This window comes from Micromonospora acroterricola (genome assembly GCF_003172955.1).
GTDB classification, from domain to species: Bacteria; Actinomycetota; Actinomycetes; order Mycobacteriales; family Micromonosporaceae; genus Micromonospora; species Micromonospora acroterricola.
In genome coordinates this window covers 35,629-50,084 of sequence record NZ_QGKR01000182.1, presented here as the reverse complement: position 1 = coordinate 50,084, position 14,456 = coordinate 35,629, and the positions used below count along the sequence as shown (strand labels likewise).

15 protein-coding genes are annotated in these 14,456 nt (G+C 73.5%); 11 read left to right on the top strand and 4 right to left on the bottom strand.

Annotated features, from left to right (window positions below):
- Nucleotides 1-1,296 (bottom strand): ABC transporter substrate-binding protein, encoded by a 1,296-nt coding sequence (locus tag DKT68_RS12975; protein ID WP_109817665.1) that lies wholly within the window; start codon nt 1,294-1,296, stop codon nt 1-3.
- 158 nt (nt 1,297-1,454) lie between these two features.
- On the opposite strand from DKT68_RS12975, the gene DKT68_RS12970 reads away from it, so the two are divergent.
- The 8 genes from DKT68_RS12970 (at nt 1,455) to DKT68_RS12935 (ending at nt 8,128) form a co-directional block, all read left to right on the top strand.
- Nucleotides 1,455-2,201 (top strand): SDR family NAD(P)-dependent oxidoreductase, encoded by a 747-nt coding sequence (locus tag DKT68_RS12970; RefSeq protein WP_109817664.1) that lies wholly within the window; start codon nt 1,455-1,457, stop codon nt 2,199-2,201.
- Between the two features lie 37 nt (nt 2,202-2,238).
- Complete coding sequence (locus DKT68_RS12965; RefSeq protein ID WP_109817663.1) at nt 2,239-2,949, top strand: FadR/GntR family transcriptional regulator; 711 nt, start codon at nt 2,239-2,241, stop codon at nt 2,947-2,949.
- Nucleotides 2,946-4,091 carry a galactonate dehydratase gene (gene dgoD / locus DKT68_RS12960; protein WP_109817662.1) on the top strand — a complete coding sequence of 382 codons (1,146 nt, stop codon included), beginning with the start codon at nt 2,946-2,948 and terminating at the stop codon, nt 4,089-4,091. The genes DKT68_RS12965 and dgoD overlap by 4 nt, the downstream gene beginning before the upstream one ends.
- Entirely contained in the window at nt 4,085-4,948 is an 864-nt protein-coding gene (locus tag DKT68_RS12955) for a hypothetical protein (RefSeq protein ID WP_109817661.1), read from the top strand. Before dgoD ends, DKT68_RS12955 begins: the two co-directional genes overlap by 7 nt.
- Entirely contained in the window at nt 4,945-5,565 is a 621-nt protein-coding gene (locus DKT68_RS12950) for a bifunctional 4-hydroxy-2-oxoglutarate aldolase/2-dehydro-3-deoxy-phosphogluconate aldolase (protein ID WP_109817660.1), read from the top strand. The genes DKT68_RS12955 and DKT68_RS12950 overlap by 4 nt, the downstream gene beginning before the upstream one ends.
- Entirely contained in the window at nt 5,562-6,503 is a 942-nt protein-coding gene (locus DKT68_RS12945; RefSeq protein WP_109817659.1) for a sugar kinase, read from the top strand. Before DKT68_RS12950 ends, DKT68_RS12945 begins: the two co-directional genes overlap by 4 nt.
- 45 nt (nt 6,504-6,548) lie before the next feature.
- On the top strand, nt 6,549-7,427 hold the full coding sequence (locus DKT68_RS12940) for an SMP-30/gluconolactonase/LRE family protein (protein ID WP_109817658.1): 879 nt from the start codon (nt 6,549-6,551) through the stop codon (nt 7,425-7,427).
- Between the two features lie 161 nt (nt 7,428-7,588).
- Nucleotides 7,589-8,128 (top strand): STAS domain-containing protein, encoded by a 540-nt coding sequence (locus tag DKT68_RS12935; protein ID WP_109817657.1) that lies wholly within the window; start codon nt 7,589-7,591, stop codon nt 8,126-8,128.
- A gap of 14 nt (nt 8,129-8,142) precedes the next feature.
- Here the strand turns inward: DKT68_RS12935 and DKT68_RS12930 are convergent, their stop codons facing one another.
- A complete protein-coding gene (locus tag DKT68_RS12930) occupies nt 8,143-8,529 on the bottom strand; it encodes an ATP-binding protein (protein ID WP_161556652.1) in 387 nt (128 codons plus the stop codon).
- A 459-nt stretch (nt 8,530-8,988) separates the two neighbouring features.
- On the opposite strand from DKT68_RS12930, the gene DKT68_RS12925 reads away from it, so the two are divergent.
- The 3 genes from DKT68_RS12925 to DKT68_RS12915 all read left to right on the top strand — a co-directional run bounded on the left by DKT68_RS12925 (nt 8,989) and on the right by DKT68_RS12915 (nt 11,538).
- Nucleotides 8,989-9,774 carry a GAF and ANTAR domain-containing protein gene (locus DKT68_RS12925; RefSeq protein ID WP_109817655.1) on the top strand — a complete coding sequence of 262 codons (786 nt, stop codon included), beginning with the start codon at nt 8,989-8,991 and terminating at the stop codon, nt 9,772-9,774.
- Nucleotides 9,775-9,838: 64 nt separating this feature from the next.
- Complete coding sequence (locus DKT68_RS12920; protein WP_109817654.1) at nt 9,839-10,942, top strand: L-dopachrome tautomerase-related protein; 1,104 nt, start codon at nt 9,839-9,841, stop codon at nt 10,940-10,942.
- Nucleotides 10,943-11,010: 68 nt separating this feature from the next.
- Nucleotides 11,011-11,538, top strand: coding sequence for a DUF421 domain-containing protein (locus DKT68_RS12915; RefSeq protein ID WP_109817653.1), 528 nt, complete (start codon nt 11,011-11,013; stop codon nt 11,536-11,538).
- A 26-nt stretch (nt 11,539-11,564) separates the two neighbouring features.
- On the opposite strand, the gene DKT68_RS12910 is transcribed toward DKT68_RS12915, so the two are convergent.
- Both DKT68_RS12910 and DKT68_RS12905 read right to left on the bottom strand, forming a co-directional pair.
- On the bottom strand, nt 11,565-12,320 hold the full coding sequence (locus DKT68_RS12910) for a dienelactone hydrolase family protein (protein ID WP_109817652.1): 756 nt from the start codon (nt 12,318-12,320) through the stop codon (nt 11,565-11,567).
- 117 nt (nt 12,321-12,437) lie between these two features.
- Nucleotides 12,438-14,447 carry an FAD-dependent oxidoreductase gene (locus DKT68_RS12905; RefSeq protein WP_201749009.1) on the bottom strand — a complete coding sequence of 670 codons (2,010 nt, stop codon included), beginning with the start codon at nt 14,445-14,447 and terminating at the stop codon, nt 12,438-12,440.
- Nucleotides 14,448-14,456 lie beyond the last annotated feature (9 nt).

Here is a 14,456-nt window from a genome sequence, read left to right as displayed (position 1 = left end):
TCAGCCCTTGAAGACCTTCTCGGCGCTGGTCTGCCACTCCCGCAGGATCGCGTCGATCTGGTCCGGCTTGTCGATGAACTTGGTCAGCGCGGTGTCGGCGGTCGGCTGGAGCGCGTCGCTGGAGTCGCGGTTGAAGAACTGGGTCAGCTCCTTGGCCTCGTCCAGCATCGCCTTGCCCTTGACCACCAGCGGCGAGTCGGACGCCTTGGCCTTGGGGTTGGCCGGCAGCACGATGCCGGAGCTGGCCTTGACGTACGCCTCCTGCGCCTCGACGCCGGAGAGGTAGGTGAGCAGGGCCCTGGTGCCGGTCGGGTTGGCGGTCTTCGCGCTGGCGAAGAAGCCGTCGGTCGGGGCCTCCTCGGCCAGCGGCACCGCCGGGTCGATGATCGGGAACCGGAAGAAGTCCAGGTCGCCGAGGGCGTCCTTGGGCGCCGCGTCGGCGAAGAACGTGCCGATCAGGAACATGCCGGTCTTGCCGGCCAGCAGCGCGGTGGTCGCCTCCTGGAACGGGTACGCCTTGCCCTTGGGGTCGAAGTACGGCAGGGCCTCGCGCCAGCGGGTGAAGACCGCCTTGACCTTGGGGTCGTCGAAGCGCTGCTTGCCGGCGAGCAGCTCGCGGTGGAACGGGGCGCCGTTGATCCGGATGTTGAGGTAGTCGAACCAGGCCGAGGCCACCCACGGGGTGTCGCCGAGACCGATGCCGATCGGCGGGACGCCCTTGCCCTTCAGCGTCTCGCACAGGGCCAGGAACTCGGTCCAGGTCTTCGGCTCCTGCACGCCCCACTTGGCGAAGTTGGACTTGCGGTAGAAGAAGCCCCACCAGTAGTTGTTCATCGGCACGAAGATCTGCTTGCCGCTGGCGTCGGTGGAGAGGGTGCGCAGCGACTGCGGGTAGTCGCCCAGCGACTTCCAGACGTCGGAGACGTCGAGCAGCAGGTTGCGGCTGGCGTAGTCGTTGGCGACCGAGCCCGCGTACCAGGTGTAGAGGTCCGGCGGGTTGGCCGACGTCAGGTAGGTGGGCAGCTGGGTCCGGAAGGTCTCCGAGGCGATCGTGTTGAGGCTCGCCGTGCCCTTGCCCTGCGCGTTGAAGTTCGCGATCAGCTTCTCCATCGCCGCCTTGGCCTGCGGCGAGGAGAGGTTGGACTGGATGGTGACCGCTCCGGAGCCGTTGCCCGTCGTCGGCCCGCTGGCCGAGCTGGCGCACGCGCTGAGGAACGAGCTGGCGCCGAGCGCGCCCAGGCCGGCGAGCCCGAGGTGGCCAAGGAATCGCCGGCGACCGGGGTCGAAGTCGCTCACGGAGGTATCCCTTCCTCTACGACACGCAGCGTCACTGCGCAGTGTGTCGTCCATGTGAATGCTGTGACGAGAAGGTTGCATCGGCCGTCGCCGACTGTCAAGATATCTTCGTAATTAATGATTAGATGAGATCAAGGCGAGGGCAGGTGAATCAGCCTATGCGTCGGCTGGAAGGCAGGAACGCGCTGGTCACTGGCGCGATGGGCGGCATCGGCGCCGCGACCGCCCGACGGCTCGCCGCCGAGGGAGCAGCCGTGGCGCTGCTCGACGTGGCCGACCCGACCCCGCTGGCCGAGGAGCTGACCAACCAGGGCGCCCGAGCACTGTCCGTAGTGGCCGATGTCAGCGAGGAGGCCGACTGGACGGCCGCCGTGGCGGCGGTGCGGGACAGCCTCGGCCCTGTGGACATCCTGGTCAGCAACGCGTACGCGGTGCAGGTCGCGCCGGCGCACGAAACCAGCAGGCAGTCCTGGGACCACCAGATCGCCGTCAGCCTCACCGGCTCCTTCCTCGGCGTCCGAGCCTGCCTCGACGACCTGCGGGCGCGGGCGGGCGCGGTGGTGCTGGTCTCCTCGGTGCACGCGCTGGTCGGGCTGCCCGGCCGGCCCGCGTACGCCGCGGCCAAGGGCGGCCTCGTCGCGCTCGGCCGCCAGCTCGCCGTGGAGTACGGCCCACAGGTGCGCGTCAACACCGTGCTGCCCGGGCCGATCCTCACCGGCGCCTGGGCCGACGTGTCCGAAGAGGACCGCCGGCGCAGCGTCGCGGAGACCGTGGCGAAGCGCTTCGGCACCCCGGACGAGGTGGCCGCGACGGTGGCCTTCCTCGCCTCACCGGACGCCGCCTACGTCACCGGCGCGAGCCTGGTGGTGGACGGTGGCTGGACCGCGGTGAAAGCCTCGGCCTGAGAGATCGATACCGACCAGCGAGAAGGCCAGGAGAGCATTGGCACAGTACGCACGCCGCGGCGTCCACGGGCAGACCGTCGAAGCCATCGCCCGTCGCATCCTCACCGGTGAGATCCCCGCCGGGGCGACCCTGAACATCGTCGCGTTGCAGGAGGAGTTCGACGTCAGCCTGACGGCGCTGCGCGAGGCGCTGAAGGTGCTCTCGGCCAAGGGCATCGTCGACGCCCGGCAGAAGCGCGGCACGTTCGTCCGGCCGCGCGCGGACTGGAACCTGCTCGACGGCGACGTGATCCGCTGGCAGTTCGCCGAGGGCGCCGACGAGCACCTGCTCGAGAAGCTGCACGAGGTACGCGCCATCATCGAGCCCGCCGCCACGCGGCTGGCCGCCACCCGGGCCACGGAGGAGGACCTGGCTGCCCTCGACCGGGCGCTCGCCGAGATGGCCGAGGCCAACGGTGACCCCGCCGCCGCCGTTGCCGCCGACCTCTCCTTCCACCGCGCGCTGCTCGCCGCCACCCACAACGAGCTGCTGGAGCGGATGGAGGTGGTGATGGAGACCGGGCTCGCCGAACGGGACCGGCTGGTGCACGGCGGCGACGCGCACGACGACCCGGTGCCCAGCCACCGCGCGGTGGTCGACGCGCTGCGGGCGCGCGACGAGACGGCGGCCGAGACCGCCATGCGCGAGCTGCTGGACAAGGCCGTCCGGGACGTCGAGAAGGCACGGGGACAGAGGGGCAGTCGGTGAAGATCGAGCGGATCGAGACCTTCCTGGTCGCGCCACGGTGGTTGTTCTGCCGGGTGGAGACCGACGACGGGCTGGTCGGGTGGGGCGAACCGGTGGTCGAGGGGCGCGCCGAGGTGGTGCGCAGCGCGGTCGAGGTGCTCTCCGAATACCTGATCGGTGAGGATCCACTCCGGATCGAGCAGCACTGGCAGGTGCTCACCAAGGGCGGCTTCTACCGGGGCGGCCCGATCCTCTCCAGCGCCGTCGCCGGCCTCGACCAGGCGCTCTGGGACATCGCCGGCCAGGCGTACGGCGCACCCGTGCACGCGTTGCTCGGTGGGGCCGTCCGCGACCGGGTGCGGATCTACTCCTGGATCGGCGGCGACGAGCCCGACGAGGTGGCCGATGCCGCCGCCGCCCAGGCCGCCGCCGGTCTCACCGGGATCAAGATGAACGCCTGCGGGCGACTCTCCGCCATCCCCACCTCCGCCGAGGTCGACGAGGTGGTCGGCCGGGTGGCCGCCGCCCGGGAGGCGCTCGGCCCCGACCGGGACATCGCACTGGACTTCCACGGCCGGGCCGGGCTGGCCGCGGTCCGCCGGATCCTGCCCGAGCTGGCCCCCCTGCGTCCGTTCTTCGTGGAGGAGCCGGTCCTGCCCGACCAGGCCCACCACCTGCGCGACATCGTGGCCGGCACCCCCATCCCGGTGGCCACCGGCGAACGGCTCTACGGCCGTTCCGAGTTCCTCGGCCCGTTGCAGGCCGGGGTGGCGGTGGTCCAGCCGGACCTGTCGCACGCCGGCGGGATCTCCGAGGTCCGCCGGATCGCCACGCTGGCCGAGACGTACGGCGCGCTGCTCGCCCCGCACTGCCCACTGGGCCCGATCTCCCTGGCGGCCAGCCTCCAGGTGGCCTTCGCGACGCCGAACTTCCTGATCCAGGAGCAGAGCATCGGCATCCACTACCACTCCGGCTCCGACCTGCTGGACTATGTGGTCGACCCGGAGCCGTTCCGCTTCGTGGACGGGCACATCGGCCGGTCCGACCGGCCGGGGCTGGGCATCACGGTCGACGAGGCGGCGGTGCGTCGGGCCGCCCGTACCCCGCACGCCTGGCGCAACCCGGTCTGGCAGCACCGCGACGGGTCGTTCGCCGAATGGTGACCGGGGCCGCCGGGCCCGAGCCGGTGCCGCTGCGGGTCGCGTACGACGCGGCGCACGGTGGCCGGTGGACCAGCCTGCGTGGCGGCGGCCGGGAGTGGCTCTGGCGCGGGCCGGAACACGGCCGGCACGACGTACGCCCCGACGGCGCGTTCGTCGACGCCGGTGGGCTGGAGGAGTGCCTGCCCACCGTGCGCGGTCGACCCGACCACGGCGAGGTGTGGTCCCGGCCGTGGCGGCCGGTCGGCCCCGGCAGCGTGGCCATCGAGCGCCCGACGTTCACACTGACCCGCCGGATCACCGACCGGAACGGCACGGTGGTGGCCGACTACCGGCTGGCCGCCGACCCCGGCCACCGGTTCGTCTGGGCGGCGCACGCCCTCCTCGACCTCTCCCCCGAGGCCCGTCTCGACGCGCCCGCCGGCACACCCACCCGGCTGCACCCGGAGGCCGCCGCCCTGCTGCCCCCGGGCGCCTGGCCCGCCGGGAGCCCGTGGCTGACCGGGCGCTGGCCGACACCGGCCGGGCTGACGCTGGACGCCCTCGGCCCGGACGACGGGACCGCGCTCGGCGCGGTGCTGGTCGACTGCCCCCGGGTCGAGGTGGTCGACGGCGCCGACCGGCTGACCCTGGAACTGGAGTGCGACGGCCAGCCCCGCAGCACCGCGCTCTGGCGCAACCTCGGCGGCTGGCCCGCCGCCGCGCCCTACCGCAGCGTCGGCGTCGAACCGATGCTCGGCGCCGCCTTCGACCTGGCCGACGCCGGCCCGGCCGACACGGCCGTCGTCCCGCCCGCCGGCGAGGTCGCCTGGCGGCTCACCCTCTCCGCCCACCGACTCCACCAAGGACGCCCGCGATGAACCTGCTCGACGAGCTGCGTACCCACCGACTGCTGGCCATCGTGCGCGGCCCCGACCCGGCCGCCGCGCTGGCGGCGGTGCTCACCCTGGCCGAGAGCGGCATCGCGCTGGTCGAGGTCTCGTTGACCAGCACCGACGCGCTCGGCACCATCCGGCGCGCCCGTGCAGCCCTCGGACCGGACTTCGCCCTCGGCGCGGGCACGGTGCTCAGCGCCGAGGACGCCCGTGCGGCCGCCGACGCCGGTGCCGGCTTCCTGGTCACGCCGGCGCTGGCGCCGAGTCTCGCCGAGGCCGGACGGCTGGGGCTACCGGTGCTCGCCGGCGCGCTCACCCCCACCGAGGTGGTGCAGGCCGGCAGCGCCGGGGCCACGGCGATCAAGCTCTTCCCGGCCTCCCTCGGCGGGCCCGACTACCTCGGGGCGCTGCGCGACCCGTTCCCCGGCACGGCGTTCGTGCCGGTCGGCGGGGTCGACGCCGACGGCGCGCGGCGCTACCTCGACCGGGGAGCGGTCGCGGTCGGCGTCGGCTCCCCGCTGCTCGGCGACGCCGTCCGTGGCGGCGACCCCGCGGCGCTGCGCGAGCGCGCCGCCCACTTCCTCACGGCGGTACGGCCGTGACCGACCTGCTCACCCTCGGCGAGACGATGGCGGCCTTCCGCGCCACCGGGCCGCTGCGGTTGGGCGGCACTGCCGGGATCTCCGTCGCCGGGTCCGAGTCGACGGTGGCGATCGGCCTGGCCCGGCTCGGCCACCGGGCCGCCTGGGTCGGGGTCACCGGCGCCGACGAGCCCGGCGAGCTGGTCCGCCGCACGCTGCGCGCCGAGGGCGTCGACCTGAGCTGGTCCCGGGTCGACCCGACGGCGCCCACCGGGCTGATCCTCGTCGAGTCGCGAGTCGCCGACATCAGCCGCGTCACCTACCACCGCGCCGGGTCGGCCGGCTCGCGGCTGCGCCCCGCCGACGTCACGGCCGCCCTCGACCAGCCCGGGGCGCCGCCCCGGCTGCTGCACGTCACCGGCATCACCTGCGCGCTCGGCGCCGAGCCGTACGAGGCCGTGGTGGCGGCGGTCCGGCTCGCCCGCGCGGCGGGCAGCACCGTCTGCCTGGACGTCAACCACCGGCACCGGCTCTGGTCGGTCGCCGATGCCGCCGACGCACTGCGGCCGCTGCTGCCCTCGATCGACCTGGTGGTCGCCTCCGACGACGAGCTGGCCGTGCTGACCGACGCCGCCGACCCGGTCGGGGCGCTGCGGGCCGCCGGCGTGACCGAGGTCGTGGTCAAGCACGGCGCCGGTGGGGCGACCAGCCACAGCGCGGTCGGCACCGTGCACCGCCCCGCCCGGTCGGTGCCGGTCGTGGACACGGTCGGCGCCGGGGACGCCTTCGTGGCCGGGCTGCTCTCCGGTTGGCTGGACGGCGCCGACGTACCGGCCCGGCTGGAGCGGGCGGTCACCACCGGCGCGTTCGCGGTGGCCACCCGGGGCGACTGGGAGGGGCTGCCCGACCGGGCGGAGCTGGCGCTGCTCGACCATGGTCCCGGCGGGACCGTGCGCTGACCAGCGCGGCGGACGAGCGTGGCGAAGGATCGTTGGAGGAGCGAGATGGAGCTGACCGAACCGACCGTGTGGAGCGCGGACCGGTTGGAGCTGGGCGAAGGGCTGCGTTGGGTGGCCGGGCGGCTCGTCCTGGTCGACCTGCTGGCCGGTCGGCTGCTGGAGACCGCCGGCGACCGGCCGGGCCCGCTGCGGGAGCTGCGCCGGCTGGACGTCCCGCTGGGCGCGGTCGCCCCGGTGGCCGGCGGTTCCGGTGACTGGCTGGCCGCCGCCGGGACCGGCGTCGCGCTGCTGCCCGCCACCGGCGACCCCCGACCGGTCACCGACCTCGTCGCCGACGGGCCGGAGCCGGCCCGGATGAACGACGCGGTCGCCGACCCGCACGGCCGGTTCTGGGCGGGCAGCATGACGTACGCCGGGGTGCCCGGTGGGGGTGCGCTGTACCGGCTGGTGCCGGGCGCGGCGCCGGTGGCGGCCGTGACCGGGCTGACGGTGCCGAACGGCCCGGCGTTCGACGCCGCCGGCACCACGATGTACCTGGCCGACTCGCCGCGCGGTGAGGTCGACCGGTTCAGCGTCGACCCGCGCACCGGTGCCCTGCACGGGCGGGAGCCGTTTCTGCGGTTGACCGCCGAGGAGGGCGGCCCGGACGGGATGACGGTCGACGCGGCAGGGCACCTCTGGGTGGCGCTGTGGGGCGGCTCGGCGGTGCGCCGCTACCGGCCGGACGGCACGCTGGACCGGGAGATCCGGCTGCCGGCGAGCCAGCCGGCCGGCATCTGCCTGGGCGGGCCCGACCTGCGCCGGCTCTTCATCGGCACCGCCCGGCACGGGCTCGAGGCGGCGGGACCGCTGGACGGCGCGCTGCTCGCGGTGGACGTCCCGGTTCCCGGCCTGCCCACCGCGTTCGCCTCCGCACCGAGCTGAGCGACGACCCGCTGTCACCGGCTGGCACCCCACCGGCTCCCCGCATCCCCCTGCCTGCCACCGCGCCAACCGGGTAGGCTGAACGGCGGGTCAAGACGCGCGCCCGCTCCCGGTGGTCCCTCCAGTGGTCCACCCTCCCCCGATCCAGGCGGTGGTGCGTCATGTCGACCGAAACCTTCTTCTCCTTGGCACAGAGCTGCCGGCGGTCGCGCCCACCGGTCAGCGCCCACCTGCCGGACGCGGTGCTGAGGTTGGGTGTCACTCGCGACGGGCCGGCGATGCTGGTCAACGTCGACGGCGAGGTCGACATGAGCAACGCCCAACTGCTCGTCGAGCTGGTGACGTTCGCGTGCCGACCACCGTCGTCGCTGGTCGAGCTGGACCTGTCGAGGGCTGCCTTCTTCGACGCCCACGGCATCGCCGCCCTGCTGCGGGCCGACCACGCGGTGAGCGCCGCGGGGGGTCGGATGACCGTCCGGGACCCGTCGCCGTTCCTGCTTCGCCTGCTGGGCATCACCGGTGTCCTGGGGCACCTGGAGATCACCGTCGGCCTCAGCCCGCACCCGTTGGCCGGTCTCGCCACCGCGGACCTGCCGTCGCTGCGGGAGATGACGAATTCCGGCGCGCACCGGTACGGCCGCCCGGACCAACGGCCACCGCGCCAGCGCGACGACACCGGCAACGCCGTCTGGCGCGGGTGACCACCCCCGCCGGCTCAGCCCGACGCCGGCAGGAGCGGATCACCGATCGGCATCTCGGACCAGACGACCTTGCCCGGCGGTCGGGGATACCAGCCCCACCGAGCGGCCAGCGTGTCGATCAGCCACAGGCCGCGCCCGCCGAGTTCGCGCACGTCGGGGTGGCGGAGCACCGGGGGGACACCGCTGGAGTCGGTCACCTCCAGCCGGACCGTGTCGGCCCGAAGGCAGAGTTCCAGGTGCCGGGGCGGTGGACCGTGTCGCACCGCGTTGGCGATGATCTCGCTGGCCAACAGCACCATGGTGTCGGCGACGAGCATCGGCACCTGCCACCGGAACAGCTGCTCCTCGACGAACCGGCGACCCTCGGCGCAGGCGGTGCTGGCGAGGGGCAGCTCGGACAAAACCGCCACGCGAGTGACCGACGACCCTCCGGACGGCTGCGGGAGAGGAGCTGGCGGCATCGTCGGTCCATGAGGCGGGACACCGCGGTGAACGGCACGCCCCGACGGCGCCCACCGGCCTGCCACCAACCGGCGGCACACTCCTCAAGTGTGGCACGGGCCGCAGGCCCCCGCCCGCGTCGCGCCGCCGGCGGCCCGCCGGCACCGCGGTTCAGCCGCAGCACGAACAGGCGGCGCCCCGGGGGCACGCCGCGTCGCGTCCACCGTCGCTGAGTCGTAGAGTGTTTCTCCTGTAGGTGACGCCCCGGCCGGGGCGTTTGGAGCAAGCGTCAAGCAGCGGCGCCGGTTCCCGATCCACCCCCGGATCGGTACAGCGGTTCGCGAACGCGGGCCGCCCGCCACGCGCTGTCCAGCTTCTCCGAGGTCGACCGCGCCGGTTCCACGAGGACGTCAGACCACATGCCGCAGGCACCCCTGGATCTCACCGAAGCCCTCATTCGGCTTGGCCGGATCAAGCACGACGAAGGCGACCTGGATGTCGTACTCGCCACGATCGTCGAGGTCGCCAAGGGCACCATTCCCCGCGCCGACGAGGTGTCGGTGACCCTGGTCCAGGGCAGCGACGCGCACACCGCCGCCTATACCGGGGAGCTCGCGCTCACGCTGGACCTCTGGCAGTACGAGCTGGGGCGCGGCCCGTGCCTGGACGCCGCCACCACCGGCACCGCCATGCTGGTGCCGGATGTGGCCGTGGAGGAGCGCTGGCCGGAGTGGGCCGCACGGGCGCACCGCCACGGGCTCGCCAGCTCGCTGTCGATCGGGCTGCCGATCCAGGAGGCCGTGGTCGGGGCACTGAACGTCTACGGCACCGACGCGGGAGCGTTCGACGAGGTGCTCGACCTCGCGCAGACCCTCGCCGGGTACGCCGCCGTCGCGTTGGCGAACGCCCACCTGTACGAGAGCACCGCCACCCTCGCTCAGCAGATGCAGGCGGCGATGCGCGGCCGGGCGGTGATCGAGCAGGCCAAGGGCATCATCATGGGCCAGCGCCGGTGCACGGCCGACCAGGCGTTCGCGATCCTGGCCCAGGTCTCCCAGAACTCGAACCGCAAGCTCCGCGAGGTGGCCGAGGCCCTCGTCGACCGGGCGGTGAGCGGACCGGCGGCGGGAAATTCGCCGGACCAGGCATACCGGATGTCGGGGCGGGAACAGCCGCCACCGGGGTCATCCGCAGGGGCCACCTGAGCGGGAGGGGCACGGACATGAACCAGGGCTCGGCGAAGGTCCTGCCGTACGCGGGGCGGGCGGCGTGAACGGGCCGGTCGGTGACGAGCCGCTCGGCGAGTTGGAGCTGGTGCACACGTTCACCGGCCCGATGCCGACCGGGGTGAGCGTCTCGCACCAGGGTCGGATCTTCGTCAACTTCCCCAAGTGGGGCGACGAGGTGCCGGCCACCGTGGTCGAGCTGCGCGACGGTCGCGAGGTGCCCTACCCCGACCAGCCCTGGAACGACCCGTCCGGGGACGACGACGCGGGCGCGTTCGTCTCGGTGCAGAGCATCGTGGTGGACCCGGCCGACCGGCTCTGGGTGCTGGACACCGGCAGCCCGATGTTCCAGCCGACGAAGCCGGGCGGGCCGAAGCTGGTCCGGATCGACCTGGAGACCGACACGGTGGCCCAGGTGATCACCTTCCCGGCGGACGTGGCGCTGCCCACGACGTACCTCAACGACGTCCGCTTCGACCTGCGGCGGGGCGAGGCGGGGGTCGCGTACATCACCGACTCGGCGGACTCGGGGCCGAACGGGATCATCGTGGTGGACCTGGCCAGCGGTGCCTCCTGGCGGCGGCTGCACGACCACCCGACCACGAAGGCGGAGCCGCTGACGACGTTCCGCCCGGTGGTGGAGGGCCGGCCGTTCCTGGAGCGGCCGGCGGACGGGCCGCCGAAACCGGTGTCGATGGGCTGCGACGGGATCGCGATCTCCGCCGACGGCGCCCGGCTGCACTACTGCCCGCTGGCGTCCCGGCGGTGGTACAGCGTCGCCACCGAGGCCCTGGCCGACCCGTCCGTCACCCAGGAGGCGGTCGCGGCGACCGTCGTCGACGAGGGGGACAAGGGCACCGCGGCGGACGGGCTGGAGAGCGACGACGCCAGCAGGTTCTACATCACCTCGTACGAGCACAACGCGGTGCTGCGGCGGCGGCCGGACGGCGAGTACGAGACGCTGGTCCACGATCCTCGCCTGCTCTGGCCGGACACCATGTCGGTGGCCACGGACGGGTACCTCTACGTGACCGCCAACCAGCTGCACCGGCAGCCGCAGTACCAGCGGGGCGAGGACCTACGACGGCGCCCGTACGCGCTGTTCCGCACCCGGATCGACGCCGGGCCGGTGCTGCTGCGTCGCTGACCGCCCGCACAGCCCGGGGGTGGCACGGCCGGCAGGCATGACGAAGCGACCGGCGGGTAGCCCGTCAGGTGGCCGACTGGGGAGAGCTGTTCGTCCCGAGCATCCCGCTGCTGGAGATCGTGGTCCGGGGCAGCGTCATGTACCTCGCGCTGTTCGCGCTGCTGCGGATCATCCTCAAGCGGGAGAGCGGCACCACCGGCGTCACCGACCTGCTGGTGATCGTGCTGCTCGCCGACGCGGCGCAGAACGGCATGTCGGGCGGGTACAGCTCGATCACGGACGGGGTGCTGCTGGTCGCAGTGATCATCGGCTGGTCGTACGTGCTGGACGCCGTCGCCTTCCGCTGGCAGGCCGCCGCCCGACTGATCCGGCCCGGGTCGCTGGTGCTGGTCCGTGACGGGAGGATCCTGCGGCGCAACATGCGCCGTGAGCTGATCACCAACGAGGAACTGCACACCCAGCTGCGGGAGCAGGGCATCGACAACCTCGCCGACGTGCGGGAGGTGCGGATGGAGGCCGACGGGCGGTTCAGCGTCACGACCCGGACGCCCGGTCGGTCCTCCACCAACCGGGAGGCGCGGGGCGGCCCCGGCTGACGGGCGGAACGCCAGCAGGCGGAGCCTCAGCCGGTGGGCAGGGTCCGGTCCAGCAGGTCGAACAGCGCGGCCCAGTGACGCTCGGTGGCCCGCTCGTCGTAGACCGCGGAGTCGGCCATCGTGAAGCCGTGGTGCGCGCCCTCGTACACCTCGGAGCGGTACCGGACCCCGGCCGCGTCCAGTGTCTTCTCCAGGGTCGCGATCTGCTCGGGCGTCATCGACCTGTCGGCGTCGGCGTGCCCGAAGTAGACCTCGCCGGTGATCGAGCCCACGCCCAGGTGTGGGCTGTCCGACGCGTCGGTGACGATCCGCCCGCCGTGGAAGCTGGCCACCGCGGCGATCCGGTCCGGGTCTGCCTCGATGGCGCGGAGCGCGTTCGTGCCGCCCATGCAGTAGCCGGTGATCACGACCGGTCCCGGCCGCACGTCGTCACGGGACGCCAGGAAGTCGAGGTACGCGGCGGTGTCCCGACTGATCACGTCGGCGGTCAGCGAACCGACCAACGGCATGATCTTTTCGAAGATCGCGCCGCGCTGGTCCGGCTCACCGAATCGGGACAGGTCGAACAGCGGCGCCCGGCCGGCCCGGTAGAACAGGTGCGGCGTCAGCACGAGGTAACCGCGGGCGGCGATCCGCTCCGCCATCTCCACCAGGCGCGGACGCGGGCCGAAGGCGTCCTGGAAGAGCAGCACCGCCGGAAACGGCCCGTCCCCGTCCGGACGGGTGAGGCACGCGTCCGCCACCCCGTCGCCGGTCGGAATGTCCACCGTCGTCGTCTGCACCCGGTCCTCCTCGTACGCCCGCCGTCGGTCCGTCGGAAACGCTACCCGCCGTTCCGACGGCCGGCGTGAGCAGCACCCCGACCCGATCGCGGTGGGGCACCGGAGCCGGCGCGCCGGTCAGGCGCGCACGAAGCGGACCGCGTCGGCGACGACGTGGCCGTCGGTGTCCTCCGTGCGGATCAGCACGCTGCCCTCGGTGCCCGCGGTGAACGGGTAGGTGCCCAGCGGCACCCACTGCCCCCCGGACTGCCGCTGGTCGACCGTCCGGGTGGCAACCCCGCCGGAGTACGCGATGTCCACCGGCACGTTGGTCGCCCGGTTCGAATTCGCGGTCCAGCGCAGTTGCACCGTCCACGAGCCCGAGGCGGGCAGCGTCGGGCGGAACCGCAGCCGGTTCACGCCCTTGCCGACGTTGCCGTCGTGCTCGTAGTCCGGGCCGTAGTAGCCGCCCACGCCGGTGCTGCGCAGCCAGGTGCCGGCCCGGGTGATGCCGCTGGCCGCCGCGTTGTCCAGGATCACCTCACCGGTCGGCCCCCAGTCGAGCACCGCGCCGTCCTGGCGCAGCCGACCCTGCAGGGCGGACACGGACACCGCCTGCACGGCGAGGTTGCCGGTGAGCGCCAGGGACGCCGCGGTGGCGGCGGCCTGCCCGAGGATCATGAACACCGGTTCCATCCGGATCGAGCCGTACGCGATGTGGCTCGCCGAGAGGCAGACCGGCACCAGCAGGTTGGCGCACTGGGCCTGGTGCGGCACGATCGCGCGGTAGCTCACCGGGTACGGCGCCGGCACGCCGATCTGCACGTCCCCCTCGTTGCGCACCCTGCCGTCGACCACCACCCGCTGGCAGTTGTGCGAGTCCATCGTGTAGCTGGCCAGCCCCACCGAGTCGGCGGCGCGCACCCGGCCCCGACAGTCGTGCTCGGTCATCACGTACGCGGAGACCATGCGGCGCGCCTCGCGGATGTAGAGCAGCGGCGGCCAGCCGCCCGTGCTGGTGAACTCGTCGACCGGCAGACCCCAGCGGGCGGTCGAGTCGCGTACCGACGCCGGCAGCCGGGGGTCGTTGGCCAGGAACCACATCAGCCCCTGCTGGTAGCTGCGGTGCTCGGCGATGATGCTCTCCCGCGCCGCCCAGCTCGCCGTCGGGTACGCGTAGTTGAAGCCGATGTGGTCGGTGGACACCGCGCCGTTGTTGTTGGAGTCGGTCTTGCCGCCCCCGACCGAGTGGGTGGTGAAGTACGGCCCGGCGTAACCGGCCTGGATGTGTCGCAGCAGCAACTCGTACCGGATGGGGTCGTAGCCGGCCGGCCGGCCGAAGGGGATCCGGTTGGACGCCTGGGTCAGGCACATCCGGAAGCAGTACGCCTGGATCCGGTCGTCCCCGGTGCCCTGCGGGGCGAGCGGGGTGGCGGAGATGCCCGGCAGCAGACCGCTGGAGGGCGAGCCGGCCGTGACGTACGGGTCGACCGGGTAGGCGAACTGGTGGGTGTTGCGCGACTGCACCCCGTTGATCGTCTCGCCGTAGGTGTCGTTGGACTCCCGCCCGACGGTGAACCCCACCCCGGCCATGGCCAGCAGGTCACCCTCGTAGGTGGCGTCGACGAACACGCCGCCCCGGTAGATCGACCCGTCCTCGGTGCGCAGCTCGGTGATCCGGTTGCCGGTGCGGCCGAGGCCGGCCAGTCGGGCGCCGACGACCACCGGAACGCCCGCCTCGGCGAGCAGGTCGGCGAAGACGTCGGCGGCGACGTGCGGTTCGAAGGTCATCCGCAGCGGCGAGGTCGGCGTGGGGGTCCCGCCGTGGTACTTCACGTACACCCGGCGGTAGAACTCGGCGGCCAGGCCGCCGATGGACGCCTGTACGCCGGTGTCGGTGGCGCCCAGCCCGGCGGTGCTCAGCCCGCCGACGTGGCTGGTGGGCTCGACCACCACGGCGGTGCGGCCGAGGCGACGCATGGTGATCGCGGCGGCCAGCCCGCCGGAGGTGGCGCCGTAGACGACCAGGTCGGCGGTGGTGACGGCGGCCCGGGCGGGGCCGGCCCGGAACGGGTCGGCAAGGCCGGCCAGGACGAGGCCGGCGCCGCCGGCCGTCAGCAGGCGGCGGCGGGACAGGGGCAGGGACACGGCGGGCTC

What these genes read in the sequence shown, in the direction of transcription:
- DKT68_RS12970 (WP_109817664.1), top strand. Translation starts at nt 1,455, where the DNA reads ATGCGTCGGCTGGAAGGCAGGAACGCGCTGGTCACTGGCGCGATGGGC.
- DKT68_RS12925 (WP_109817655.1), top strand. Translation starts at nt 8,989, where the DNA reads ATGCCGCAGGCACCCCTGGATCTCACCGAAGCCCTCATTCGGCTTGGC.
- DKT68_RS12955 (WP_109817661.1), top strand. Translation starts at nt 4,085, where the DNA reads ATGGTGACCGGGGCCGCCGGGCCCGAGCCGGTGCCGCTGCGGGTCGCG.
- DKT68_RS12935 (WP_109817657.1), top strand. Translation starts at nt 7,589, where the DNA reads ATGTCGACCGAAACCTTCTTCTCCTTGGCACAGAGCTGCCGGCGGTCG.
- DKT68_RS12940 (WP_109817658.1), top strand. Translation starts at nt 6,549, where the DNA reads ATGGAGCTGACCGAACCGACCGTGTGGAGCGCGGACCGGTTGGAGCTG.
- DKT68_RS12950 (WP_109817660.1), top strand. Translation starts at nt 4,945, where the DNA reads ATGAACCTGCTCGACGAGCTGCGTACCCACCGACTGCTGGCCATCGTG.